Origin of the sequence: Micromonospora sp. NPDC049044, assembly GCF_040649215.1 — a bacterium.
In the GTDB taxonomy this organism is placed as follows: domain Bacteria; phylum Actinomycetota; class Actinomycetes; order Mycobacteriales; family Micromonosporaceae; genus Micromonospora.
In genome coordinates this window covers 116329-140021 of the sequence record NZ_JBEZFA010000010.1, presented here as the reverse complement: position 1 = coordinate 140021, position 23693 = coordinate 116329, and the positions used below count along the sequence as shown (strand labels likewise).

General features: G+C 71.3%; 24 protein-coding genes and 1 tRNA gene. 10 read left to right on the top strand and 15 right to left on the bottom strand.

The genetic code is table 11. The features are described 5' to 3' along the window. Positions 1 to 88: 88 nt before the first annotated feature. Positions 89 to 607, bottom strand: coding sequence for a DinB family protein (locus tag AB0B85_RS11015; RefSeq protein ID WP_357405929.1), 519 nt, complete (start codon positions 605 to 607; stop codon positions 89 to 91). Positions 608 to 689: 82 nt separating this feature from the next. Between AB0B85_RS11015 and AB0B85_RS11010 the strand changes: the two genes are divergently transcribed. After that, a complete protein-coding gene (locus tag AB0B85_RS11010; RefSeq protein ID WP_357405927.1) occupies positions 690 to 896 on the top strand; it encodes a hypothetical protein in 207 nt (68 codons plus the stop codon). A gap of 8 nt (positions 897 to 904) precedes the next feature. Here the strand turns inward: AB0B85_RS11010 and AB0B85_RS11005 are convergent, their stop codons facing one another. Further along, complete coding sequence (locus AB0B85_RS11005; protein WP_357405926.1) at positions 905 to 2047, bottom strand: polysaccharide pyruvyl transferase family protein; 1143 nt, start codon at positions 2045 to 2047, stop codon at positions 905 to 907. Between the two features lie 80 nt (positions 2048 to 2127). Beyond that, entirely contained in the window at positions 2128 to 2610 is a 483-nt protein-coding gene (locus AB0B85_RS11000; protein WP_357405924.1) for an N-acetyltransferase, read from the bottom strand. A 170-nt stretch (positions 2611 to 2780) separates the two neighbouring features. Here AB0B85_RS11000 and AB0B85_RS10995 point away from each other — a divergent pair, with 170 nt between their 5' ends. Continuing rightward, entirely contained in the window at positions 2781 to 3521 is a 741-nt protein-coding gene (locus tag AB0B85_RS10995; RefSeq protein ID WP_357405922.1) for an SDR family oxidoreductase, read from the top strand. A gap of 75 nt (positions 3522 to 3596) precedes the next feature. Here the strand turns inward: AB0B85_RS10995 and AB0B85_RS10990 are convergent, their stop codons facing one another. Genes AB0B85_RS10990 through AB0B85_RS10980 form a run of 3 tightly spaced genes read right to left on the bottom strand, consistent with a single transcriptional unit; the run spans position 3597 to position 4850 of the window. After that, positions 3597 to 4148 carry a DinB family protein gene (locus AB0B85_RS10990; RefSeq protein ID WP_357405920.1) on the bottom strand — a complete coding sequence of 184 codons (552 nt, stop codon included), beginning with the start codon at positions 4146 to 4148 and terminating at the stop codon, positions 3597 to 3599. 58 nt (positions 4149 to 4206) lie between these two features. Further along, entirely contained in the window at positions 4207 to 4410 is a 204-nt protein-coding gene (locus AB0B85_RS10985) for a heavy metal-associated domain-containing protein (RefSeq protein ID WP_357405918.1), read from the bottom strand. Next, on the bottom strand, positions 4407 to 4850 hold the full coding sequence (locus AB0B85_RS10980; RefSeq protein WP_357405916.1) for a nuclear transport factor 2 family protein: 444 nt from the start codon (positions 4848 to 4850) through the stop codon (positions 4407 to 4409). The genes AB0B85_RS10985 and AB0B85_RS10980 overlap by 4 nt, the downstream gene beginning before the upstream one ends. A gap of 88 nt (positions 4851 to 4938) precedes the next feature. Here AB0B85_RS10980 and AB0B85_RS10975 point away from each other — a divergent pair, with 88 nt between their 5' ends. The 3 genes from AB0B85_RS10975 to AB0B85_RS10965 are packed head-to-tail and all read left to right on the top strand — an operon-like array spanning position 4939 to position 6437. Beyond that, the gene (locus AB0B85_RS10975) at positions 4939 to 5529 is read left to right on the top strand and encodes a TetR/AcrR family transcriptional regulator (RefSeq protein ID WP_357405914.1); all 591 of its coding nucleotides are present in this window, start codon (positions 4939 to 4941) and stop codon (positions 5527 to 5529) included. Positions 5530 to 5544: 15 nt separating this feature from the next. Further along, positions 5545 to 6036, top strand: a complete 492-nt coding sequence (locus AB0B85_RS10970; protein ID WP_357405912.1) for a hypothetical protein — start codon at positions 5545 to 5547, stop codon at positions 6034 to 6036. Beyond that, the gene (locus AB0B85_RS10965) at positions 6036 to 6437 is read left to right on the top strand and encodes a hypothetical protein (RefSeq protein ID WP_357405910.1); all 402 of its coding nucleotides are present in this window, start codon (positions 6036 to 6038) and stop codon (positions 6435 to 6437) included. The genes AB0B85_RS10970 and AB0B85_RS10965 overlap by 1 nt, the downstream gene beginning before the upstream one ends. A gap of 551 nt (positions 6438 to 6988) precedes the next feature. Here the strand turns inward: AB0B85_RS10965 and AB0B85_RS10960 are convergent. After that, positions 6989 to 7828 carry an alpha/beta hydrolase gene (locus AB0B85_RS10960; protein ID WP_357405908.1) on the bottom strand — a complete coding sequence of 280 codons (840 nt, stop codon included), beginning with the start codon at positions 7826 to 7828 and terminating at the stop codon, positions 6989 to 6991. 196 nt (positions 7829 to 8024) lie between these two features. Between AB0B85_RS10960 and AB0B85_RS10955 the strand changes: the two genes are divergently transcribed. Then, entirely contained in the window at positions 8025 to 9470 is a 1446-nt protein-coding gene (locus tag AB0B85_RS10955) for an RICIN domain-containing protein (protein ID WP_357405906.1), read from the top strand. A 67-nt stretch (positions 9471 to 9537) separates the two neighbouring features. Here the strand turns inward: AB0B85_RS10955 and AB0B85_RS10950 are convergent. The 5 genes from AB0B85_RS10950 to AB0B85_RS10930 all read right to left on the bottom strand — a co-directional run bounded on the left by AB0B85_RS10950 (position 9538) and on the right by AB0B85_RS10930 (position 15352). Further along, positions 9538 to 9609: transfer RNA gene (locus AB0B85_RS10950), tRNA-Val, on the bottom strand. 76 nt (positions 9610 to 9685) lie between these two features. Continuing rightward, positions 9686 to 10150 (bottom strand): peroxiredoxin, encoded by a 465-nt coding sequence (locus AB0B85_RS10945; protein WP_357405904.1) that lies wholly within the window; start codon positions 10148 to 10150, stop codon positions 9686 to 9688. Between the two features lie 86 nt (positions 10151 to 10236). Further along, complete coding sequence (locus tag AB0B85_RS10940) at positions 10237 to 10674, bottom strand: DUF3052 domain-containing protein (protein WP_007463483.1); 438 nt, start codon at positions 10672 to 10674, stop codon at positions 10237 to 10239. 112 nt (positions 10675 to 10786) lie between these two features. Continuing rightward, positions 10787 to 13303, bottom strand: a complete 2517-nt coding sequence (locus AB0B85_RS10935) for a thiamine pyrophosphate-dependent enzyme (RefSeq protein ID WP_357405902.1) — start codon at positions 13301 to 13303, stop codon at positions 10787 to 10789. A 51-nt stretch (positions 13304 to 13354) separates the two neighbouring features. Beyond that, complete coding sequence (locus AB0B85_RS10930; RefSeq protein WP_357405900.1) at positions 13355 to 15352, bottom strand: MFS transporter; 1998 nt, start codon at positions 15350 to 15352, stop codon at positions 13355 to 13357. Between the two features lie 173 nt (positions 15353 to 15525). Between AB0B85_RS10930 and AB0B85_RS10925 the strand changes: the two genes are divergently transcribed. Then, positions 15526 to 16308 carry a helix-turn-helix domain-containing protein gene (locus AB0B85_RS10925; protein ID WP_357405897.1) on the top strand — a complete coding sequence of 261 codons (783 nt, stop codon included), beginning with the start codon at positions 15526 to 15528 and terminating at the stop codon, positions 16306 to 16308. A gap of 128 nt (positions 16309 to 16436) precedes the next feature. Here AB0B85_RS10925 and AB0B85_RS10920 read toward each other — a convergent pair whose 3' ends face one another. After that, positions 16437 to 16841, bottom strand: a complete 405-nt coding sequence (locus AB0B85_RS10920) for a YjbQ family protein (RefSeq protein WP_357405896.1) — start codon at positions 16839 to 16841, stop codon at positions 16437 to 16439. Positions 16842 to 16867: 26 nt separating this feature from the next. Further along, the gene (locus tag AB0B85_RS10915) at positions 16868 to 17221 is read right to left on the bottom strand and encodes a hypothetical protein (protein WP_357405894.1); all 354 of its coding nucleotides are present in this window, start codon (positions 17219 to 17221) and stop codon (positions 16868 to 16870) included. Between the two features lie 170 nt (positions 17222 to 17391). Here AB0B85_RS10915 and aceE point away from each other — a divergent pair, with 170 nt between their 5' ends. Next, on the top strand, positions 17392 to 20130 hold the full coding sequence (aceE, locus tag AB0B85_RS10910; RefSeq protein ID WP_357405892.1) for a pyruvate dehydrogenase (acetyl-transferring), homodimeric type: 2739 nt from the start codon (positions 17392 to 17394) through the stop codon (positions 20128 to 20130). A gap of 264 nt (positions 20131 to 20394) precedes the next feature. On the opposite strand, the gene AB0B85_RS10905 is transcribed toward aceE, so the two are convergent. Then, positions 20395 to 20841, bottom strand: a complete 447-nt coding sequence (locus tag AB0B85_RS10905; RefSeq protein ID WP_269682909.1) for an SRPBCC domain-containing protein — start codon at positions 20839 to 20841, stop codon at positions 20395 to 20397. 188 nt (positions 20842 to 21029) lie between these two features. On the opposite strand from AB0B85_RS10905, the gene AB0B85_RS10900 reads away from it, so the two are divergent. Further along, on the top strand, positions 21030 to 22379 hold the full coding sequence (locus tag AB0B85_RS10900; protein ID WP_357405889.1) for a GH1 family beta-glucosidase: 1350 nt from the start codon (positions 21030 to 21032) through the stop codon (positions 22377 to 22379). Continuing rightward, a complete protein-coding gene (locus AB0B85_RS10895; protein ID WP_357405887.1) occupies positions 22376 to 23653 on the top strand; it encodes an MFS transporter in 1278 nt (425 codons plus the stop codon). The genes AB0B85_RS10900 and AB0B85_RS10895 overlap by 4 nt, the downstream gene beginning before the upstream one ends. Positions 23654 to 23693: the final 40 nt, after the last annotated feature.

Below are 23693 nucleotides of genomic sequence, written 5' to 3'. Positions count from 1 at the left end.
GTAGGTCTGGACGGGCTCTGGGGCCTGCTTTTCATCAATTGATCAAGCGGATCGTTGCATCGCGGCCGACTGGGGTGGCCGCGACGGGTCAGAGCGCCCCGGCCTCGCCGTCGGTCAGCTCGCGCAGGATGTCGGCGTGACCCGCGTGTCGGGCCGTCTCCTCGATCATGTGCACCAGGATCCAGCGCACCGACACCTCGCCGAGCTGCGGGTGCGGCACCACATGGTCGAGGTCGAAGCTCGCGGCGACCGCCCGGGACCGGGCGCAGGCCCCCTCGTACGCCTCGACGAGCCCGGCGACGGTGTCCTGGTCGCCGAGCGTGAAGCTCGCCAGCGCGTCCTCCTCCGAAGTGAGGTAGACGTCGCCCGGCTCAGGGGCCAGCAGAGTCGGGAACCAGTTCCGCTCGACCAGGGTCAGGTGCTTGACCAGCCCGGCGAGCGTGGTCGCCGAGGGCACCAGCCGCCGGCCGGCGTCGGCGTCGGAGAGGCCGCGCAGCTTGCGCAGCAGCACACTGCGGTGGAAGTCGAGAAACGCGTCAAGCACTGCGCGCTCGTCACCGGTGCGGGCGAGCACCGGACCGAGCGTCGGATCGATCGTCTGCTCCATCCGCCGACCCTAGCCACGGGTCGGGTCGCCCGCTGCCCCGCTATCCGCTGCGAGCGGGCGGCCCGACGGGCAGGATGGGCGCATGGCTTCATCCGTACGGATCCTGCTCGTCGGCGGCACGGCGGACGGGCAGACCATCACCGTCGAACTGGACAGCAACGGCCGTCCGCCGCTCACCCACCACCACCTCGGCCCGGGTGGGTTGGCGGAGGCACAGATCTACGAGTTGGAGAGCGCTCACGAGGAAGCCAGCGAGTGGCGGTACCGGTGGACCGGCCCCGCGGTGTGAGCGTCCACTCAGACCCGGGTGAGCGCCTGGCTGCGTAGGCCCTCCAGCACACCGCGGGTGACTTCCGAGGTGCCCCGCGCCTGCTCGCACACCTCCGCCACCCGCCGGGCGGTGGCCTCCGCGCGTTGCTCCCGCTCGTCCCAGAGCCGGTCGACCTCGGCCAGCAGCGGCCCCTCGACCTCCCGCTCCACGCCGCGTAGTGCCGGCACGCCGAGTCGCTGGGCCAGGTCGAAGACCTTGCCGGCGTACGGCAGGGGCAGGAACGGTGTGCCGACCATCGCCGCGAAGATCAGGAAGTGCAGGCGCATGCCGACGGCCAGGTCGAAGTGGCGCATCAGCCCGAGCACCTGCTGCGGCGAGTACGTGCCGTGCAGGATCCGGCCGTGATCGGCGGCCACCATGTGCGAGAGCACCCCGTGGGCGTGCCGGATGTCGTCGCGTTCCATCGGCACGAACAGCACGTACGCGTCGATCCGGTGGACAAGGAAGTCGCCGATCTGGGCCAGCAGCCGGTGGTAGCCGTCCACGTCGAGCCGTTCGGCGGCCCGCCCCGGCTCCCGCACACTGATCCCGACCAACCGCTTACCGACCGGCACACCCTCCTCGGCCAGCAGGTGGGCCGGGAAGTCCTCCGGCTGCAACAGGAACGCCGGGTCGGCGGTGACCGTGATCGGGTTGAGCAGGCCGGCCTCCTCGAGCACCATCCGGGACTCCTGGTCCCGGACCGTCACCTGGGTGGCGCTGGCCAGCGTCTCCCGGACCATGCCGGTGTCCACCGCGTCGCTGAGCGGCCCGACCCCCACCGCGTACGTGATCAGGGGCAGGCCGCGCTCCTGGGCGACCCGGACCACCCGCAGGTAACGGCGGGCCTCCCGGTCGTAGAGGATCCCGCCGCCGCCGAGGATGAGCAGGTCGAGCTGGGCCAGGACCAGGGCCGAGTCGGTACGGCTGACGCCCTCCCAGGGCACCGCCTCGACGTCCGGGTGCGCGGCCCGGGTGTGCTCCGGGTTACGGGAGAAGACGATGATCCGGGCGTTCGGCTCCTGCGTCCGCAGATCGGTGAGCAGGCCGGTGAGGATGGCCTCGTCGCCGAGGTTTCGCCCACCGTACGAGCCGAGCACACCGATGGTCAGTCCGGCACCGTGCGTCATCCGTCGCTCCTCCCCAGGTGCGGTCCGCGCCGGTTTCCCGCTGGGGAGGTGAACAGTCCTGCCGGGGGGACCGTCCCGGCTCAGCCCGTCGGGTCGATGCGCTTCGCCATCTGCTGCGCGGTGACCTCGAAGCCCAGACTGCGGTAGAGGCCGATCGCCACGGTGTTCGTACCGAAGACGTTCAGACCCAGCTCGGGCACGCCGAGGTGGGCGAGTTCGACCTCGATGAGCTGAATCATCCGCCGTGCGTACCCGCGTCCCCGATGCTCCTCGTGCACCTCGATGTTGTGGATCCACGCCTGGTTCGGCGCGGCCGGCGTCGGCAGTGTCACCCAGATCCAGCCGACCTCGGTCTCGCCGACCCGGGCCGCCCGCAGCAGGACCCCGTCGGTGGCCGCGCCGGCCGGCAGCAACTCCCGGATCTGGGTGACCGCCCGTTCGAGGGCCGCGTCCGGGGTCATCCCCCGGTGGGCCGCCAGGTCCTCGGCGTACCCCTGCTGCAGCGGCCCCAGCAGGCGGGTCAGCTCCTGCTCCGTCGTCGGCGTCAGCGTCAGCTCAGCCACCGAGCCTCCCTTCGTCGTCGCCGAGTTCAGCAGATCCCACCCGGGTACGCCATCCGGTTCGCCAGTCAGCGCGGGTCGGCGGGCGCGCGCGGGTATCGGACCTGGGAGTGGGAACGAGGGGTCCGATCGCCGCCAGACGGCGAGGTCGGCGCGGCTACATGATCGTTTACATGAGAACACTGAAGGACAAGGTCGCCCTGGTGACCGGTGGCTCCCGCGGCATCGGGGCCGGCATCGCCCTCCGCCTGGCCCAGGACGGGGCCGACGTGGCGCTTACCTACCGGCAGGACGCGGAGCGCGCCGCGACAGTGGTGCGGCAGATCGAGGCGCTGGGCCGGCGGGCGCTGGCTCTCCGGGCCGACGGCGCCGACCCGAGTGCCGTACGGGGGGCGGTGGACCGGGTGGCCGCCGAACTGGGTGGGCTGGACATCCTGGTGAACAACGCGGCGGTCTTCCTGGTCGGTGCCGTGGGCGAACTCGGCACGGCAGAGGTGGAGCAGACGATCGCGGTGAACATCCGGGCACCGTACGTCGCCGTGCAGGCGGCGCTGCGGCACCTGAGCGAAGGTGGACGGATCATCAGCATCGGCAGCATCGTCAGTGAACGGACCGTCTTTCCCGGGCTGACGCTCTACTCGATGAGCAAGACCGCTCTGGTCGGGCTGACCCGGGGCCTGGCCCGCGAGCTGGGTCCACGGGACATCACCGTGAACCTGGTCAACCCCGGGCCGACGGACACCGACGCCAACCCGGCGGACGGACCGGACGCGGCAGCCATCAGCGGATTCACCGCCGTCGGCCGCTACGCGCGTCCCGCCGACATCGCCGCCACCGTCGCGCACCTGGCCAGCCCCGAGGCCGGCTACGTGACCGGCGCGCTCATCAATGTGGACGGTGGCTTCACCACCTGACGAACCCGGGCGGCGCCGCCGCAGCCGTCGGCGGTGCCGCCCCTGAATCATGCCCCGCCGAGCGGGCGTGAACCGTCAGCGGGGCGGGTCCTCGCCGGTGAGCCCGTCCACCGACTCCCGGATCAGGTCGGCGTGCCCGACGTGTCGCGCGTACTCCTCGATGAGGTCGACAAGGACCCGGCGCAGGCTGGGCACCCGACCGTCGGGCCACCCGCCCCGGGCCAACTGCTCCGGGCCGCCGTCGGCGAGCAGTTCGGTGACGGTGGCCCGGGAGCGGGCCACAGCCTCCCGCCACAGCGTGTAGAGCTGCTCGGGGGTGTCCTCGGCGGCCGTGCGCCACTCCCAGCCCGGGTTGGCGTCCCAGTCGACCGTCTCCCACGGTGGTCCGGGTGAGCGCCCGGCAAGCTTGAGCGAGAAGTAGAGGTCCTCGACGAGGGCCAGGTGCTTGAGCAGCCCGCCCAGGGTGATCGACGACGGGCCGAGCGTGGCCCGCAGACCGGCGGCGTCGAGCCCGCCGGTCTTCCAGGCCAGGGTGGCGCGCTGGCGGTCCAGGGAGCCCAACAGGGTGGCGGTCTCGTCGCCCGCGATCGGCGGTTCGGGGTGACCGTGCTCGTCGGAGTTGGTCATGGTGGTCGAGGTTAGTGGGCCGACCGGAGCCGGACCAGGTGGCCGTTTTCGGGCCGCGTCAGGGAAGTTCGTAGCCGGCTTCCTCGACGGCGGCGCGCACCTCGCCGACGTCGAGAGGTCGGTCGCTCGTCACCGTGACGGTGTCGAGTTCGACATCGACGGCTACGCCTGTGACGCCGGGGATTCGTTCGATCTGCTCGGTGACGAAGCGTTCACAGTGGCCGCACGCCATGCCCGCCACGCGGTAGACGCCGACGGTCATGCCGGGACCTGGCCGTCGGCGGGCGCTTCCGGCGGTGGTGGTGCCGAGGTGGGCCGGACGGGAAGGGTCCGGGTGAGCAGGTGCGCCCGCCGCATCCGCCCGTCGTCGGCGAACTCCCCGAAGAAGTGCACCTCCACGCTGCCCTCCCGCTTCCGGTTCTGGAAGTGCAGGGTGTAGCGGGCGGCGATCCGGTCGCCGTCGGCAAGCGCCTCGTGCACCTCCCACCTGGCGTCGGGTTGGTGTTTCTGCGCCGGCCGGGCGTGCGCGATGAGCTTGGCGCGATCCATCCGGCTGCCATCGGCGATCTGCACGATGTCCGGCGTGTGGTACCTGTCGACGACAAGCGCCGTGTCTTCGTCGCCGCGGACCAGGTCGGCCATGAAGGAGGTGAAGAAGTCGGCGATGAACTGCCTGGGATCGGTGCCATCGAGAGCGCGCATACTACCCACCGCCAGCCCGTGATCTCCGAACGAAACTTTACGGGCTGTAATGTATCGACACCCGAGAAACCTTGGCAAGGTGTAAAAGATGAGTGGTTCCGCTGAGCGCCACCACCGCCGCGCCGACGCCCGCCGCAACAACAGCGCGATCGTCGACGCGGCACTGCGTCTGCTCGACGTGCACCCGGACGCCAGCCTCGACGCCATCGCCAGCGCCGCCGGGGTGACCCGGCAGACCGTCTACGCCCACTTCCCGTCGCGCGAACACCTGCTGGCGGCAGTCGTCGACCGGATCACCGACGAGGCCGTCGCCGCCATGGACGCCGCCGAGCCGGACAGCGGACCGGCAGCGGAGGCGCTGATCCGCGTCCTGCGGGCCGGCAGCGGGATCGCGGGACGCCACCCGGCCCTCGTCCAGCAGATCGCGTCGGTCCCGGTGAGCCCGCAGGCCGACCAGGGTCGCCACGCGCCGATCGCCAACCGGATCAGCCGGGTGATCCGGCGTGGTCAGGCCAGCGGCGAGTTCGACAACGAACTGCCGGCCGAGTGGCTCGCCGCGGTCACCATCAAGATTGGGCACGCCGCCGGCGAGGAGGTGGACGCCGGCCGGATGCCGCCGGGCGAAGCCGCCGACGCGCTACGCACCGTCCTGCTCCGGGCGCTGCGCCCGGAAAGCTGAGCCGCAGGTTCCACAGTGACCGACGACGATGACGAGGGCTACCATCGGCAGGTGACGCCACACGTGGTCCGGCTGGATCTGGGCGTGGTGCCGTCGCCCTCCGGGTCGGCCGAGCTGCTGCTGACGGACGAGCGGAGCTGCCGGCTCGTCTTCGCCACCGAGCAACCGCACCGCGTGGCGATGGCAACCTTCGCCGGTTACGCGCAGGCGCTCTTCGGCTATCCGAATGACGAGGCGCTGCCCGGTCACCCGCTCTACCACCCCGACTGGGAGTACGGGTGCTACGAGGTGCGGGGGTCGCCGTGGCCCGGCCGGTTGGCGGCACAGAACCGGGTGCAGTTCCCGGACCAGACCTCCTCGCGCTGGGGGCAGCTACGCCACTTCCTCGTGGTCTGCCACGAAGACCTCGTCGAGGTCCTCGCCGACGACGTGAGCGTCGAGCTGTTCGACAAGCCGTTCGAGGAGGTGGCCATGCACGCCCTACGGCTCAACCTGGGCAGCCTCTGATGCGGGACGAGAACCTCGTCGGGCTGTGGGACAGCGGCCCCTACGACTACGGAGCGATGGAGTCCAGCTGGGTGTGTCTCCGGACTGACGGCACCGGCTGGAGCGCGTGGGCCAATGCCGCCGGTGGCACATCGGTAAGTCAACTGACCTGGACGTGCGTCGAGGCTGGCGAGGTGGAGTTGCGATACCGCTGGACCGCGTCGGGCACCGGTCGTCCGGGCACGCCTCCCGAGCTGGTGGCCATCGACGAGGAGGGTCCGGATGACACGCTGGTACGGACCCGTTTCGCAGTCCGCCCGGACACCCCACCGCTTGCCGAGTCGCCGGTTGCCACCCTCCACCTGGACGAAGCTGTCGAGTTCTCGCGACACTTCGCGCTCGTCGCCCCGGGACCTGAGTAGCGCGGCCAGGTGGGTGCTCGGGACACCCTCGACGTGTCGCCCGGGCAGTCGCTGAGGCGGGAGAAGTCGCCACCCGGGGCGGTGCCGCGGCCGGGATCCACCGCCGCCGCGACTCAGCGTCGACTGCGACTTCGGCGTACGGCCCAGACTCCACCGGCGACGGCCGCCGCGAAGGGAAGCAGACAACAGAGACTGAGAATCGCGAGATGCCACGGCTTGATCGCGCCCATAGCCGCGAAGGCTATCCGGCGCGGTCAAGTGATGATCGCGGCCCACCGGCTCCGCGCGGCGGTACGGTCGGCACGCAGAGCCGATGCCGGGACACGGACAGGAGCGCGAGCGATGCCGAAGACGCGAGCCGCGAGCCGTACGGCGGTGCTCGTCTGCCAGGGCCGCGCGGCGGCGGACGGCCTGATCGCTCCCGGTCGCTTCGCGGACCCGACGGCCATGCGCCTGCTCCGCGCCGACGAACGGGAGCCCGTCGATTGGGTACGCGATGCCGCTGTTCCCCAGCCATGGCGGCACCGGGTCGACTACGAGAGGGTGCCAGATCAGTCGACAAACCGGCCCACCAGGGCGGCGAGCGTGTCGGGGTGCTCGTCGGTGACCAGGTGACCGGCGGCGGGGATGATGTCGACGTCGAGCTGAAGCCGCTGCTCGGCCGCCGACCGCAATCGGTCCGGGGGTAGGAACACGTCGTGCTCTCCGCTCGCGATCACGACCGGCACCGTGCGAGTCGCCGCCGGCACGAGATCGTCGGCACTCACCGGGCGGGTGTGTCGGGCGACGAGCGTCATCCACTCCACCAACTCGGCGCGGGGCGTGCGGCCGGGTGCGGACAGGAGCCGCAGCAACCGGAGGCTCGACGCGGCCCGTGGCCGTACCAGCCAACCCAGGAACGCCAGCAGGACACGAGGGGTGACAGTGAGCCGGCACAGTCCTCCGGGTGCCACCGCGACAGTCCCGCTGACCCGGGGGTGCTCGGCGGCGAGCGTCACCGCGCCACCGAACGAGTGCCCGAACAACACGACCGGACCGGTGGTGGCTTCCTCGACGACGGCGTTCAGCCATGCGCCGTAGCAGGTGAGCCCGCCACCGGCGACGTCCGCCGCGTCGGAACTCAGCCCCGGCTGGCCCGGGATGTCGGCGGCGGCCACCCGGTACTGCCGCGCCAGGGCGGTGAGCAGCGGCAGGTAGGCCGCCGGGCTGAAGCGGTCACCGGCGACAAGGACGACCGTCACCGGGCCCGCGCCGGCGGTGAGGAGGTGCGTGTCGTGGCCGTGGGCCCGGATGACGCGTCGCTCGTGCGGGATCGCCCACGCGTCGAACTGCTGCGCACACCACCGGCCGATGGTGTCTCTGCCCTCGGGAGTCCGGTAGATCGACGTCACCGCTGCATCCTGCACCACTGCCGCACAGGACCTCGTCCGCGAACCCTCAACGGCACCAGCCCGGCGGACCAGGTCGTTGACGATAACGATAGATGTACATTGATGAACGAATTGATTCGGAGGATCGCACCGGAGTCCGAGGGTGTCGCTCCGATGCCGGCGGCCGTCGCCGCCCGCCCACGGAAGGACGAACGTAGTGAGACGCAACAGATGGCTTCCATCCCTGGTGGCAGCGCTCACCCTGGTCGGAACGGCGATCGTGGCGGTCACCACCATGGCCGCCGCCCCGGCCCAGGCCGCACCGGTCACGATCCCCAACGGCACGCAGTTCACCGACACCACCGGCAACCTGCTGCACGCGCACGGCGGTGGGGTGCTCAAGGTCGGCGACTACTACTACTGGTTCGGTGAGAACCGGAACGCCAACAACACCTTCCGGGCCGTCTCCGTCTACCGCTCCACCAACCTGCGCGACTGGGAGTTCCGCAACAACGTGCTGACCCAGTCGTCGGCGGCGGAACTGCAGTCGGCAAACATCGAGCGGCCGAAGGTCGTCTACAACGCCAGCACCAACCGGTACGTGATGTGGATGCACAAGGAGAACGGCAGCGACTACGGCGAGGCCAGGGCCGCCGTCGCCTCCTCGGCCACCGTGGACGGCAGCTACACCTACCACGGCAGCTTCCGGCCGCTGGGAAACATGTCGCGGGACATCACGCTCTACAACGACGGCGGTACCGCCTACATGATCTCCGCCGGCGACGAGAACCGCGACCTGCTCATCTACCGCCTCACCGCCGACTACCTCACCGTGGCCACGCTTGTCGGCAACTTCTGGAACGACGGCAACCGTGAGGCACCGGCCCTGTTCAAGCGCGGTAGCACCTACTTCCTGCTCACCTCGGGCCTTACCGGTTGGAGCCCGAACCAGGCCAGGTACGCCACGGCGTCCAGCATCTCCGGTCCGTGGACCGGCATGACAAACGTCGGCGACTCGACCACCTTCCGCTCCCAATCGGCCTTCGTGCTCCCCATCCAGGGCACGTCGACGACGAGCTACCTCTACCTCGGCGACCGCTGGGCCGGCGCCTGGGGCGGGCCGGTAAACGACTCCCAGTACGTGTGGTTGCCCATCGACTTCCCCTCCGCCACGACCATGAGCCTGACCTGGTATCCCACCATCACCATCGACGCCGCCGCAGGCACCGTCACCGGGCAGGCGCCGGCCTACTACCGCATCACCAACCGCAACAGCGGCAAGGTGGTGGACGTGCTGGACAGGGCCGTCACCGACAACGCCGAAGTCAAGCAATGGTCCTGGAACGGCGGCGCGAACCAGAAGTGGGAGTTCCGCGACGCCGGCAGCGGCTACTTCCGGATCGTCAACCAGAACAGCGGCAAATGCCTCGACGTCGCCGACGCCTCGACCGCCAACAACGCCAACGTCATCCAGTACAGCTGCGGCGGGGGCACCAACCAGCAGTGGCAGTGGGTCGCCACCGGCAACTACTACCAGCTGCGCGCCCGGCACAGCGGCAAGTGCCTGGACGTGGTGAGCGGCGGCACCGCGGACGGCACCGACATCACCCAGTACACCTGCGGAAGCGGCACCAACCAGCAGTGGACCCGCACCCAGTCCTGAACCCGCCGGTACGGGTGCCGAGCACCCGACCATGAGGTGTGCCCCAGGAGGGCATCACAGTTGAAGGTGGGCGCGGCAGGTTTCGAACCTGCGACCCCTCGCTTGTAAGGCGAGTGCTCTCCCACTGAGCTACGCGCCCGGATCGCCCTGCGGCGGGCCGGTGGCTGGCAAGCTTACCTTGTTCGCCGCCGGCCCCGGCGCACGGCGTACTCCGGTCAGCCGGCCGCTTCGGCGATGGCCTTGCGCCAGGCCTGCTGGTCGCGGGCCTCGCCCGGGCCGTTCATCTCGGCGAAGCGGATGATGCCGGCCTTGTCGATGACGAAGGTGCCCCGGTTGGCGACGCCGGAAGTGTCGTTGAAGACCCCGTACGCCTGCGCGACGCCGCCGTGCGGCCAGAAGTCGGCAAGCATCGGGAACTGGTAACCCTCCCGGTCGGCCCAGATCTTGTGGCTGTAGACCGAGTCGACGCTCACCGTCAACACCTGCACGTCGTCGTTCACGTACGCGTCGAGGTTGTCCCGTACCTCACACAGCTCACCCTGGCAGGTGCCGGTGAAGGCGAGCGGGTAGAAGACCAGCAGGACCGTGCGCCTGCCCCGAAAGTCTGAGAGTCGGACCTCCTGGTTGTTCTGGTCCTTCAGCACAAAGTCCGGCGCCTCGGCACCAACCTCGATGGGCATGCGTACTCTCCTGGGGGTCGAGTCGGGAAACGGCACCAGCCTGCCACCCGACGGTGCGGGCCGCCGGGCCGGCGAAGCGGCGCGGGCTACTTCTTGGCCTTGGCCCCTCGGCGCAGCACCAGCCGTGCCCCGCTCCAGTCCCGGCCGGCGTTGACTGTCGAGGTCTGCTGAAGACCGGCGGTGGGCGCTGACTCCGCGACCTCGCTCGGCTCAACGTGCCCGTCCCGCCCCGCCTTGGGGGTGAGTAGCCACACGACCCCGTTGTCGGCCAGCGGGCCGAGGGCGTCGACGAGAAGTTCGAAGAGGTCACCGTCGCCGTCGCGGTACCAGACCAGCACCGCGTCGACCACCTCGTCGGTGTCCTCGTCGACCAGATCTCCACAGCGGTCGGTCAGGGCGTCCCGGAGATCCTGGTCGACGTCGTCGTCGTACCCCATCTCCATGACGACCATCCCCGGTTCGATCCCGAACCGGTCCGCCAGGCTGCGTACCCCGTCGGCGGCCTGACCAGCGGTCGCGCTCACTGTCGCGTGCCTCCTCATCTCGTCCCTGCTCGCGGCGTCGGTGCGACGCCGTCAGGCAAAGTCCACACAGTTGTGCGTCCGCGCGCAAGTGGCGCACCGGGTGGAACGGAATTTACCGTGCCAGCAGCGTACGGGCACCGTCGGTAATGGCTTCCGCGGAGACCAGAACCTGACGTGCTGCCGGACCTAATGGTACAAACGAGTCAACTGCCGCCACGCGCCGCGCGGCACCGACATATCCGGCGTCGACCAGGGCGGCGATGACTCCCTCCCCCACCCCGCCGGAGCGGCGCGTCTCGTCCACCACCAGCACCCGGCCGGTCGCCGAGGACTCCCGGATGATGTCGGCCACCGGCAGCGGCGCCAGCCAGCGTAGGTCCACCACCCGGGTGCCCACCCCCTCCTCGGCGAGGGCCGCCGCGGCCCGCAGCGACATCCGCACCCCGTTACCGAAGGTGATGATGGTCAGGTCGTCGGCCGAGCCGACCCGGTAGACCCGGGCCCGGCCGATCGGCACGTGCCCGGCGACCCACGCCCCCGGCTCGGGGTAGCCGGCCATCCACTCTCCGTCACCGTCGGCGTACAGATCGCGGGTATGGTAGAGCGCGATCGGCTCCACGAACACGCAGACGCTGCCGTCCACTGCCGCGCTGGCCAGGCAGGTCCGCAGCATGGGCGCCGCGTCGTCCGGCCGCGCCGGCACCGCGACAACCAGACCGGGCACATCCCGGAGTACGGCCACCGAGTTGTCGTTGTGGAAGTGGCCGCCGAACCCCTCCTGGTACGCCAGCCCGGCCACCCGGACCACCATCGGGTTTCGGAACGCCCCCCGCGAGAAGAACTGCATGGTGGCCGCCTCGCCGCGCAGCTGGTCCTCCGCGTTGTGCAGGTACGCCAGATACTGGATCTCCGGCACCGGCAGCATCCCGGCCAGGCCCGCGCCCAGCCCCAACCCCAGAACCGACGTCTCGTCGAGCAACGTGTCGAACACCCGGGCCGCCCCGAACCGGTCACGAAGGCCCTTCGTCACCCCGTACACACCGCCCTTGGCGGCCACGTCCTCGCCGAAGACCGCCATCTGCGGGTGGTCGAGCATCCCGTCGGCGAGCGCCGCGTTGATGCTCTGCGCCAGGGTCATCGGTCCGGCCAGCTCCGGCGGCTTGCCCCCGAACGCCTCCGCCCGCGCACCGGCACCCGGCCCGCTGGCCTGCGCCGCGGCGTCGGCCACCGCCCGCGCCACGCGCACCGGACGGCGGGGTGCCAGCGCCGACACCACGTCGGCCGCGGAGGCCAGTTTCGGCTCGCCCAGCACCTCCTCGGCCAACCGGCGTACCTGCCAACCGGTCTCGTCGTAGCGGGCCAGCAGCTCCTCGCCGGTGGCCACCCCGGCGTCGACGAGCAGCCGCGCGGTGGCGACCACCGGGTCCCGCTCCAGGTCCTCGGTCAGCTCGGCCGGGGCACGGTACGCCGACTCCGCGTCCGCCCCGGCGTGTCCCATCAGCCGTACCGTGCGCAGGTGCAGCACTGCCGGCCGCCGGTTGCGGCGCACCCAGGCGGCAGCCTCCGCCGCCACCTCGTACGTCCGCACCGGGTCGGCCCCGTCCGCGCTGAAGTAGCGGATGCCCGGCCTGGCCCGCAGGGTCGCCTCGACCCAGCCCTCGGGTGAGCGGACACTGATGCCCAGCCCGTTGTCCTCGCAGACGAAGAGCACCGGGATGCGCAGCCCGGCGTGGTCGTACCAGCCGGCGGTGTTGAACGCGGCGGTGGCGCTGGCATGGTTGACCGAGGCGTCGCCGAACGAACACACCACTATCGCGTCCGGTGGCCACGGGGCCGCCGACCCACTGCCGACCCGCGCCCCGGCCCCGGTACGCCGCCCGGCGCTGTCCAGCCGGCGTAGCCGCTCCACGGCCAGTCCCATCCCGACGGCGCGGGGCAGATGCGAGGCGATGGTGGAGGTGGTCGGCACGATGGCCAGATCGGCCCGGCCGAACACCTTGTGCCGGCCGCCGGCGATCGGTTCCTGGCTGGAGGCGACCATTCCGCGCAGCACGTCCCGGGCCGCGTCCGCGTACGGCGCAAACCCGCCGATGGGCGGCTCGGCCCCGGTGGGCTGAAGGTCGGTCGGCTCCGGGTCGGTCGATCGCTCAGGGTCATCCAGCCGCTCAGGGTCGGTCGACCGCTCGGTCGGCTGGGCGGGGTCGGGCGACACGGAACCGGGCGGCACGGACCCCTGCGGCACGGACTTGGGCGACTCCGGGTCGGCGGTCGATGCCGGGCCGACGACGGCCTGTGCGGCGCGGACGCAGTAGAAGGCCCCGGATCGGTAGTGCAGCAGCGCCGGATCGGTGGGGCGCAGCGCGGCGGCGACCGCGGCGTTGCCCTCGTGACCGGCCGAACCGATCGTGTAGAAGCCCTCCCCGAAGCTGCGCAGCCAACGGCCGGCCAGGTCGAGCTGCCGACTGGTCACCTGCGCGTCGAACAGGTCGAGCACCTGCGCGCCGGTCAGCGGGGCATCGTCGCTGACCGGGTCGGCGGGGTCACGCCTCCGCGCCACGGCGGGCAGCGCCGCCAGCGTCTCCCGGAACCGGTCGTCGAGATCTTGCGGGGTTGTCACGAGGGACAGCATTACCGACGAGAGCCCTGGTCGCCCAGTGGGACACGGTCGGCGCGGATCGCCTCAGTCCGGCCCGAAGGGCTCCGGACAGTCCCCGCCGGGCAGCTTCCGCACCAGGTCACGAAGGGTGCTCAGCTCCCCGTCGGTCAGCCCGGACAGCAGTCTGGAGTCGGACATCACCTCGGTCACCCGGTCCCGTACGCCGCGACCTTCCCGGGTCACCACCAACGTCTTCTGCCGACGGTCCGTCGGGCCAGTGTGCCGCTGGACCAGCCCGGCCTGCTCCAGCTTGTCCACGAGCATCGTCACGTTCGACCGGTCGCAGCCCAACCGCTCGGCGAGATCGCGGGCCGGCAGCGGGCGGTCCGGGTCCAGCTCGTGCAACGCCCGAGCCGCGGCGGGGGTGAGCCCCAACTCGGCGAACGCGGCACCCTGCCGGTGTCGCAGCGCGGTGGTGACCTGCGCCATCCGGCGCACCACATCGTCGGCGAGGCAAGCCCGGTCCACAGCTGCACCTGCTGCCGAACGCACCTCCTGCGTCACCGCCACATCGTACGCACGGCGCCGGTCAGCGATCAGCCTCCCGCACGCCACCCCAGGGGCGACGCACTGCGCGCCGCGACCGACCGGGGCAGGCCCAGGGGACGGCGAATCGGCGGTCGGCGCGCCGGCAGGCGGCACGCCAGCGGGGCGTAGCACGTGGGCGCACCGGCCGGCCGCGACGAGGGCGGCCACCAGCAGGCCGCTTGTCAACAAAGCAGCGGCCGGGGTGCCCGGCAGGGCCAGTTCGACGCCGCCGATCGCGGCCACCCCGAGCACCGCGGCGAGCAGGGTGCCAGTGGAGATGATCGCGGAGAACGCCGTGGCGGCGCTGGCAGGCAACGCCGCCGCGAGCCTGTCGATCAGCGGGCTGAACCCGCTGGCGTGCGCGGCGCCACCCACCACCAGCAGCAGGCTGCCCGGCAGCCACGGCCAGCCCTGGCGGGTGAGCACGGCGACCGCCACCACCACGGCGGCCAGCACCGGCGGGCCGAGCAGCGGAAGCGCGCCGCGCAGCCACCCAGGCAGCAGGGGCACCGCCAGCCCGCAGAGCGCGAACCCTCCGGCGTACGGGAGGAAGGCCAGGCCGGCCGCGAGCGCGGAGAAGCCGAGCCCGTCCTGCAACCGCAGGGTGAGGGTGAACAGGAAGCCGGCGTAGCAGCCCATCACCAGACATCCGGCGAGCAGACCGGCCGGGACGCCGGCCCGCGCCAGCACCGCGACGTCCAGGAGTGACGCGCCGCCACGCCGGGTCAGCCGGGTCTCGTGGCGCAGGAAGAGACCGAACCCGACCGCGCCCACACCCACTCCGGCCGGCACCGTCCAACCGGGCCAGCCGAGATCCCGAGCGAGCACCGCGGGCGCGACAAGGGTGAGCATGGCGGCGGCCAACAGCAGCACCCCCGGCAGGTCGAGCGCGGCGGGCCGGACCGGCGGCGTCGCCACGGCGGCCAGCACCCGCCGGCCGACCACCAGCAGCACCGCGCCGACCGGCACGTTGACCAGGAAGGCGGTCCGCCAGGCGAGGCCACCGGCGTCCAGCGTGACCAGGAGCCCGCCGGCAACCTGCCCGGCCGCGACTCCGAGCGCCAGAATCATCGAGTACGCCCCGAGCGCCCTCCCCCGGGCCGCGCCCGTGTACGTGGCCTGGATCAGTGCGAGGACCTGCGGCACCATCAGCGCGGCGGTGGCGCCCTGCACGACCCGGGCGACGATCAGCGTCACCGGACCGAAAGCCAGACCGCAGGCCAGCGAGGCGACTGTGAACCCGGTCAGGCCGAGCAGGAAGACCCGTGCCGGCCCGTGCCGGGCACCGAGCCGCGCACCCGTGACCACCAGCACGGCGAAGGCCAACGTGTAGCCGGCCAGCACCAGTTGGGTAAGCGCGGGCGGGCCGGACAGGTCGGCCCTGATCGTAGGAGCGGCGACCGCCGCGATCGAGGTGTCCATGGAGGCCATCGCCTGCCCGGTGAGCAGCACGAGGAGCGGCGCGCGGCGACTCGGCCCGGTAGTGGTCGTCATGCCGGCCACCCTGCCGCCGCCGGGGCCACCCGTCTTGACGATCCTTGCGGCGCACGCCCGCGCAGCGCGCGATCTTGGAGCGCGCGCCCCGTGCGGCGCGACCCGTGCGGCGCGACGACACGCGGCGGTTGGAGGGCGGCGGCCGGTCGGGGTGCGCGCCTACCCTGGCTGGCATGCTCGCCAGCCGCACCCTCGTGCGCGAACCGGACTTCGCGGTTCACGCGGTGCGCTGCCGCGACGACCACACCGGCTGGTCGCGTCCCGAGCCGGCCACCGCGTACGGCATCGTGCTGGCCCGACGCGGCGGCTTCCGCCGACGCGGTCGCGGCGGCGAGGAGTACGTCGACCCGACGATGGGCTATGTGACGGCGCCGGGCGAGGAGGAGCAGTTCGCCCACCCGTCCGGCGGCGACGAATGCACCTCGGTGCACGTCTCAAGCCGGCTGTGGCGGGAGTTGCTCACCGGCCGGTCGGCACCGGCGGTGGTGCACCTGGACGCCCGGATCGACCTGGCCCATCGGCTGTTGGTGAAGGCAGCGCGGCGCGGTGACGCGGGGTTCGCCGCTGCCGAGCGGCTGGTCCGCCTGGTGGGCGCGGCGACCGGCCCGGCCGCGGACGCACCCCAGCGGGACCGGCCGGTGGTGGAGGCAGCCCGCTCGGCGCTGCACGACGGTGGGCCGCACACCGACGGACTGGTGCCTCTGGCGCGCTCGATCGGCGTGTCCCCGTACCGGCTGAGCCGGTCGTTCCAGGCGTTGGTCGGGGTTCCGCTGACCCGCTACCGCAACCGACTGCGGGTGGGCCGGGCACTGGACCGACTGGCCGAGGGGGCACCGAGTCTGGCCGCGTTGGCCACCGAGTTGGGCTTCGCCGACCAGGCGCACCTGACCCGGACGCTGCGCGCCCACCTGGACCACCCGCCCGGCGAGCTGCGCCGGATGCTCGGCGAAGGCTGAATCCAGGGCCGAGGCAGGAATCAAGGGCGGGCGAGACTCGCGCGCCGCAACATCCTGGTTGTTGTGGCCTCCGGTACGCCCGATACCACCACAACCAGGATCGAGCACGATCGTGGCGCGAGGCGCGCTCAGCCGGGGAGGAACGAGAAGCGGACCTGGCGGGTGGGGTTGTCGCCATTGGTGTCGACAAGGCAGATGGACTGCCAGGTGCCGAGCGCCAGCCGTCCGCCGAGCACCGGCAGTGTGGCGTATGGGGGGACGAACGCCGGCAGCACGTGGTCGCGGCCGTGGCCGGGCGAGCCGTGCCGGTGTCGCCAGCGATCAGTAGTGGGCAGCAGGTCGTTAAGCGCGCCGATCAGATCGTCGTCGGAGCCTGACCCGGTTTCGATGATCGCCAGTCCGGCGGTGGCGTGCGGCACGAAGACGTGCAGCAGGCCGTCGCCCTCGCTGGAGACGAACTGCTGGGCCTCTGCGGTGATGTCCCGCACGGTCGGGCGGGACCCGGTCTGGACAGTGATCACGTCGCTGCGCATACGTCGCATTCTGCCGCAGCTGCGGGTCAGGAGCCGCCGCCACCGCCACCGGAGTCGCCGCCACCGCCGGACCAACCGCCGCCGTCGGACGAGCCACCGTCCGACAAGTACCCGCCCGTGTCCGTGCCGTAGTAGGTCGGCGGACTGTAGGTGCCGGCGTGCCTGCGGCGTTGACCGGGTAGCGGCCCGGCCCGCCCGGCGGCCGGAGCCCGCAGGCCGCCGCGTGCCTGGACCGCGCCGAACGCCACGGCGGCCAAGCCGAAGATCACCACCGGGAGTACGGCGGGATCACCCGACAGCAGTACCCAGGTTCCGGGGATCGCCGCGAGCATCCCGACCGCCAGGAGCGCACCGCCGACAACCACTCGTCGCCCGTTCATGCCGTCACGGTAGGAGGCTCGAACAAGGCCCGAAGCGGTCGGTAGCGCTAAGTTACCGGCGAGTACCTGTGTTCAGCATCGCGTCCGGGGCACCTAGACGTGACGAGGGGTGCCACCAGGGGGCAGGATGGCGCTAGAGACCTATCCCACACACAACCGAGGGAACGCCTGTGGCTACGGAACGCAAGCGCCCGGTGATCAGCGACGGCCTACCGAGCCAGCTTCCGGACATCGACCCCGAAGAAACAAGCGAATGGGTCGAGTCGCTTGACGGTGTCATCGACGAACGCGGCGCCAAACGCGCCCGCTACGTCATGCTGCGCCTGCTGGAGCGGGCCCGTGAGCGCCAGGTCGGGGTACCGCCCCTGACCACCACCGACTACATCAACACCATCCCGTCGGAACGCGAACCGTGGTTCCCGGGTGACGAGCACGTCGAGCGGCGGATCCGGGCGTACGTCCGGTGGAACGCCGCCATGCTGGTGCACCGGGCCCAGCGCCCGGAGATCGGCGTCGGCGGACACATCTCGACCTTCGCCAGTTCGGCGTCGCTCTACGAGGTGGGCTTCAACCACTTCTTCCGGGGCAAGAACCACCCCGGCGGCGGCGACCAGATCTTCTACCAGGGCCACGCCTCCCCCGGCATGTACGCGCGGGCGTTCCTGGAGGGGCGGCTCAGCGAGCACCAGCTCGACGGGTTCCGCCAGGAGTTGTCGCACCCGGGCGGCGGGCTGCCGTCGTATCCGCACCCGCGGCTGATGCCGGACTTCTGGGAGTTCCCCACCGTCTCGATGGGTCTCGGCGGTCTGAACGCGATCTACCAGGCCCGGTTCAACAGGTACCTGCAGCACCGCGGCATCAAGGACACCTCGCAGCAGCACGTGTGGGCGTTCCTCGGCGACGGCGAGATGGACGAGCCGGAGACGCTTGGTGCGATCGGCGTGGCCGCTCGCGAGGAGTTGGACAACCTCACCTTCGTGATCAACTGCAACCTCCAGCGGCTGGACGGCCCGGTCCGGGGCAACGGCAAGGTCATGCAGGAGTTGGAGGCGTTCTTCCGGGGTGCCGGCTGGAACGTCATCAAGGTGGTCTGGGGCCGCGAGTGGGACCCGCTGCTCGCCGCGGACACCGACGGCGCGCTGGTCAACCTCATGAACACCACCACCGACGGTGACTACCAGACCTACAAGGCCGAGTCCGGCGCGTACGTGCGGGAGCACTTCTTCGGCCGCGACGCGCGGACCCGCAAGATGGTCGACCCGCTGAGCGACGACGAGATCTGGAACCTCAAGCGGGGTGGGCACGACTACCGCAAGCTCTACGCGGCCTACAAGGCGGCCACCGAGCACACCGGTCAGCCCACCGTCATCCTGGCGAAGACGATCAAGGGTTGGACGCTCGGCTCGCACTTCGAGGGCCGCAACGCGACCCACCAGATGAAGAAGCTGACGCTTGAGGATCTGAAGACCTTCCGCGACCGCCTCTACCTGGACATCCCGGACAAGGCGCTGGAGGACAACCCCTACCTGCCGCCGTACTACAACCCGGGTGAGAAGTCCGACGAGATTCAGTACCTGAAGGAGCGGCGCGAGCAGCTCGGCGGCTACCTGCCGTCCCGGCGGACCAGCACCAAGCGGCTGGCCATCCCGGGCCCGGAGCGGTTCGCCGACATCAAGCGCGGCTCGGGCAAGCAGAAGGTGGCCACCACACAGGCCTTCGTCCGCCTGCTCAAGGACGTGATGAAGGACAAGGAGTTCGGCAAGCGGTGGGTGCCGATCATCCCGGACGAGGCCCGCACCTTCGGCCTCGACTCGATCTTCCCGACCGCGAAGATCTACTCGCCGCACGGCCAGCGCTACACCTCGGTCGACCGCGAGCTGTTCCTGTCGTACAAGGAGTCGACCACCGGGCAGATCCTGCACGAGGGGATCAACGAGGCCGGCTCGGTCGCCTCGTTCACCGCCGCGGGTTCGGCGTACGCCACGCACGACGAGCCGATGATCCCGATGTACATCTTCTACTCGATGTTCGGGTTCCAGCGGACCGCCGACGGGCTCTGGGCCGCGGCCGACCAGATGGCCCGGGGCTTCCTGCTCGGCGCCACCGCCGGTCGGACCACGCTCAACGGTGAGGGCCTCCAGCACGAGGACGGGCACTCGCTGCTGATCGCGGCCACCAACCCGGCAGTGGTGGCGTACGACCCGGCGTTCGCGTACGAGATCGCGCACATCCTGGAAAGCGGCCTGCACCGGATGTACGGGGACGCGCAGGAGAACGTCTTCTACTACCTGACGGTCTACAACGAGCCGACGCTGCAGCCGGCCGAGCCGGCCGACGTGGACGTGGAAGGCCTGCTCAAGGGCATCTACCGCTACTCGCCGGCCCCGCAGGTCGACGGCCCGAAGGCCAACCTGCTGGCCTCGGGCACCGGCATGCAGTGGGCCCTCAAGGCGCAGCAGCTGCTCGCCCAGGACTGGGGGGTCGGCGCCAACGTCTGGTCGGTGACCTCCTGGACCGAGCTGCGCCGCGACGCGGTGGAGACCGAGGAGTACAACCTCCTCAACCCGGGCGCCGAGGCGAAGGTTCCGTACATCGCGCAGAAGCTGGCCGACGCGGACGGCCCGAAGGTCGCGGTCAGCGACTTCATGCGTGCGGTACCGGACCTGATCGCCCGCTGGGTGCCCGGTGACTACACGTCGCTCGGCACCGACGGGTTCGGCATGTCGGACACCCGCCACGCGCTGCGCCGGCACTTCCACGTCGACGCGGAGTCGATCGTGGTGGCCACGCTGCGGCAGCTCGCCCGCAGCGGTGCGGTACCAGCCAGCGTGCCGGCGGAGGCCGCCAAGAAGTACGCGATCGACGACGTCAACGCCGCCCCGGTCGGCGAGACCGGCGGCGACAGCTAAACCCGCACAACCTGAGGAAGGGCCCGGCGCGTTGGCGCCGGGCCCTTCCCGTCCCCCATCCCGTCCCCGTCCCCACCCCACCCCCACCGCGTCGATCATGGAGTTGTGGTGGGGGACGTAGCGGTTAAGTCACCCCGTTCCGGGCACCACAACTCCATGATCGACGCGGTCCAGGGGCGGGCACGGGGCGGCGGTGGGCCGACGTTCCTGGTGGGGACGCCGGGCCACCGCCGTCGCGGGTGACGCCGGGAGGATGGGCGCTCGTCAGCCGACGGCGGCCAGGTCGGTGAGCCGGGCCAGCGAGTCCTCCAGGTCGGCGCCGACCCGCCGCAGTCCGAGGCGCAGCAGGGCCGCCTTGACCGGGCCGGCCGGCCAACGGACCACGATGAGGCGAACTATCGTCCCGCCCTCCTCCTCGTCGGTGGTGAGCTGGACGTAGATCTCGGTGCGCGCCTCCGCACGAGCACCGGCACCCTTGGCCCGTTCCCGCCAGCCGATAAGCGTCGGCTCCTGGTAGGCGATCACCTCGGCCTCATGCGCCGAGCCGCGCCCAGCCTGGACCAGTTGTCGCCGCCCGAAGCCCTCTCCCGAGAGCACTTCGGCCGCGCGGACCCCGGCCAGCCAGGCCGGCAACTGCTCGGCCCGCTGTACGACATCCCAGACCACTTCAATTGGCGCCGCCACGTGCGCACTGCGTTCCACGAGGATCATTTCCGTCTTTCCTCCGGTGAGGACATCCCACGATATCGGCACTCTATGCGTTAAATCGGACGTACCGGGACGGGTTCGGAAAAAGACACGCCGATCAACCATTGCGGATTGCGCCGGGCTGGCCTATGGCGCATTCATCGAGAGCGTTCTAAAGTCCCGAACACGTTTCACGTTGATCGGGAGGGCGCATGTCGACCGCACCGGTGCCCCAGTTCCCCACCGGCTTCCGCTGGGGCGTCTCCACATCGGCCCACCAGATCGAGGGCGGCACCGACGCCGACGGGCGTGGGCCGTCCATCTGGGACACGTTCGCGCACTCGCCGGGACGGATCAGCGACGGCAGCACCGGTGCGCTGGCCTGCGACCACTACCACCGGCACGGCGAGGACGTGGCGCTGCTGGCCGGCCTCGGCGTCGACGCGTACCGGTTCTCCATCGCCTGGCCCCGGGTGCGCCCCACCGGCACCGGCCCGGCCAACCCGGCCGGCCTGGACTTCTACGACCGGCTGGTGGACGAGTTGCTGGCCGCCGGTGTCGACCCGGTGGCCACCCTCTACCACTGGGACCTGCCGCAACCCCTCGAAGACGCCGGCGGCTGGCTGCACCGCGACACCGCCGCCCGGTTCGCCGAGTACGCCGACCTGACCGCCGCCCGGCTCGGCGACCGGGTCCGGCTCTGGATCACCCTGAACGAGCCGTTCGTCCACATGAGCATGGGGTACGGCACGGGCGAGCACGCCCCCGGCCGGACGCTGCTCTTCGACGCCTTTCCGGCCGCCCACCACCAACTGCTCGGGCACGGGCTCGCGGTCGCCGCGCTGCGCGCCCGCACCAGCAGCCCGGTGGCGATCGCCAACAACTACTCCCCGGTGCGGGTGCTCGGTGACCGCGATGCCGACCGGGCCGCCGGGGCGGCGTACGAGGCCCTGCACAACCGGCTCTTCACCGACCCGCTGCTCGGCCGCGGCTACCCGGAGCTGCCCGGTCTCGACCCGGGCGTGGTCCGCCCCGGCGACCTCGACACCATCGCCGCGCCGATCGACGTGCTCGGGATCAACTACTACAACCCCACAGGGGTACGGGCCGCCGAGGAGGGCTCGCCCCTGCCGTTCGACCTGGTGCCGCTCGACGGCTATGCGCGGACCGCCTTCGACTGGCCGGTGGCCCCCGACGGGCTGCACGAGCTGCTCAGCTGGCTACGGGACACCTACGGCGACGCCCTGCCGCCCATCGAGATCACCGAGAGCGGCTGCGCGTACGACGACGCGCCGGACGCCGGCGGGCAGGTGGCGGATCCGGAGCGGATCGCGTACCTCGACGGGCACCTGCGGGCAGTCCGGGCGGCCATCGACGACGGGGTGGACGTACGCGGGTACTTCATCTGGTCGTTGCTCGACAACTGGGAGTGGGCCGAGGGTTTCACCAAGCGCTTCGGGCTGGTGCACGTCGACTACGCCACCCAGACGCGTACGCCGAAGTCGTCGTACACCTGGTTGCGGGACGTGATCGCGGCCTCCCGGGCCGGGTCGGCGCGGTGACCACCCTCGACCCGCCGCCGGCTGCGCTGCCGGCGGCGCTCGCCGAGCCGACAGTGCCGGTGCGGCGCGGCTGGATCGGGTTGATCTTCGCGGCGAACCTCGGCGTCTGGATGGCGTTCTTCACGCCCATCCAGGTGCTGCTGCCGCAGCAGATCGAGCAGATCGCACCCGGCGACAAGGAGAACATGCTGGCCGTGGTCACCGGCCTCGGAGCGCTGGCCGCGGTGCTCGCCAACCCCCTGGCCGGCGCGCTCTCCGACCGCACCTGCCTGCGGATCGCCGGGCGCGAGTTCGGCCGTCGGCACGTCTGGACAGTGGGCGGGGCGCTGCTCGGCGCGGCGGCCCTGGTGCTGCTGGCCCAGCAGCGGACCATCCTCGGGGTCGCGCTCGGCTGGGTGGCCGCGCAGGTCTGCTTCAACGCGATGCTGGCCAGCCTCAGCGCGGCCGTCCCGGACCGGGTGCCGGTGACGCAGCGAGGCGGCGTCTCGGGTTGGGTGGGCATCCCGCAGGCGCTCGGGCTGGTGCTCGGCGCGGTGCTGGTCACCGCAGTGGTCACCGGCAACGCCGCCGGCTATCTGGCCATCGCGGTCGCCATCCTGCTGCTGTCGCTGCCGTTCGCGCTGTTCACTCCCGACGAGCCGCTGCCGCGTACGCATCGACCCGCGCTGCCTACGCGGGCGCTGTTGGCCTCGATGTGGGTCAGCCCGCGTCGGCACCCGGATTTCGCCTGGGCCTGGATCACCCGGTTCCTGGTCCAGCTCGGCAACGCCCTGGGCACCCTCTACCTGCTGTACTTCCTCACCGACGGGGTGCGCCACCCCGACCCCGAGGGCTCGTTGCTGGTGCTGATCCTGCTCTACACGCTCGGCATGATGCTGACCGCTGTGGTCGCCGGTCGGCTGTCCGACCGCTCCGGCCGGCGCAAGATCTACGTCATCGTGTCCGGGCTGATCATGGCGGTGGCGGCGCTGCTGCTCGCCGTCGCGCCGGTCTGGCCGATGGCGATCGTCGCCGCGCTGCTGCTCGGCGCCGGCTACGGCGTGTACCTCTCGGTGGACGCCGCGTTGATCACCCAGGTGCTGCCCCGGGCCACCGACCGGGCCAAGGACCTCGGCGTCATCAACATCGCCAACTCGGCGCCGCAGGTCCTCGGCCCGGCGCTGTCCGCCCCGCTGGTGGTGTACCTGGGCGGCTATCCCACGCTCTACGCCGTCACCGCCGCTGTGACCCTGCTCGGCAGCGCACTGGTCGTCAAGATCCGCTCGGTGCCGTGAGTGAGGGGGCGTGGCGAAAAGCGGTGGAGGGTCGCCGTAG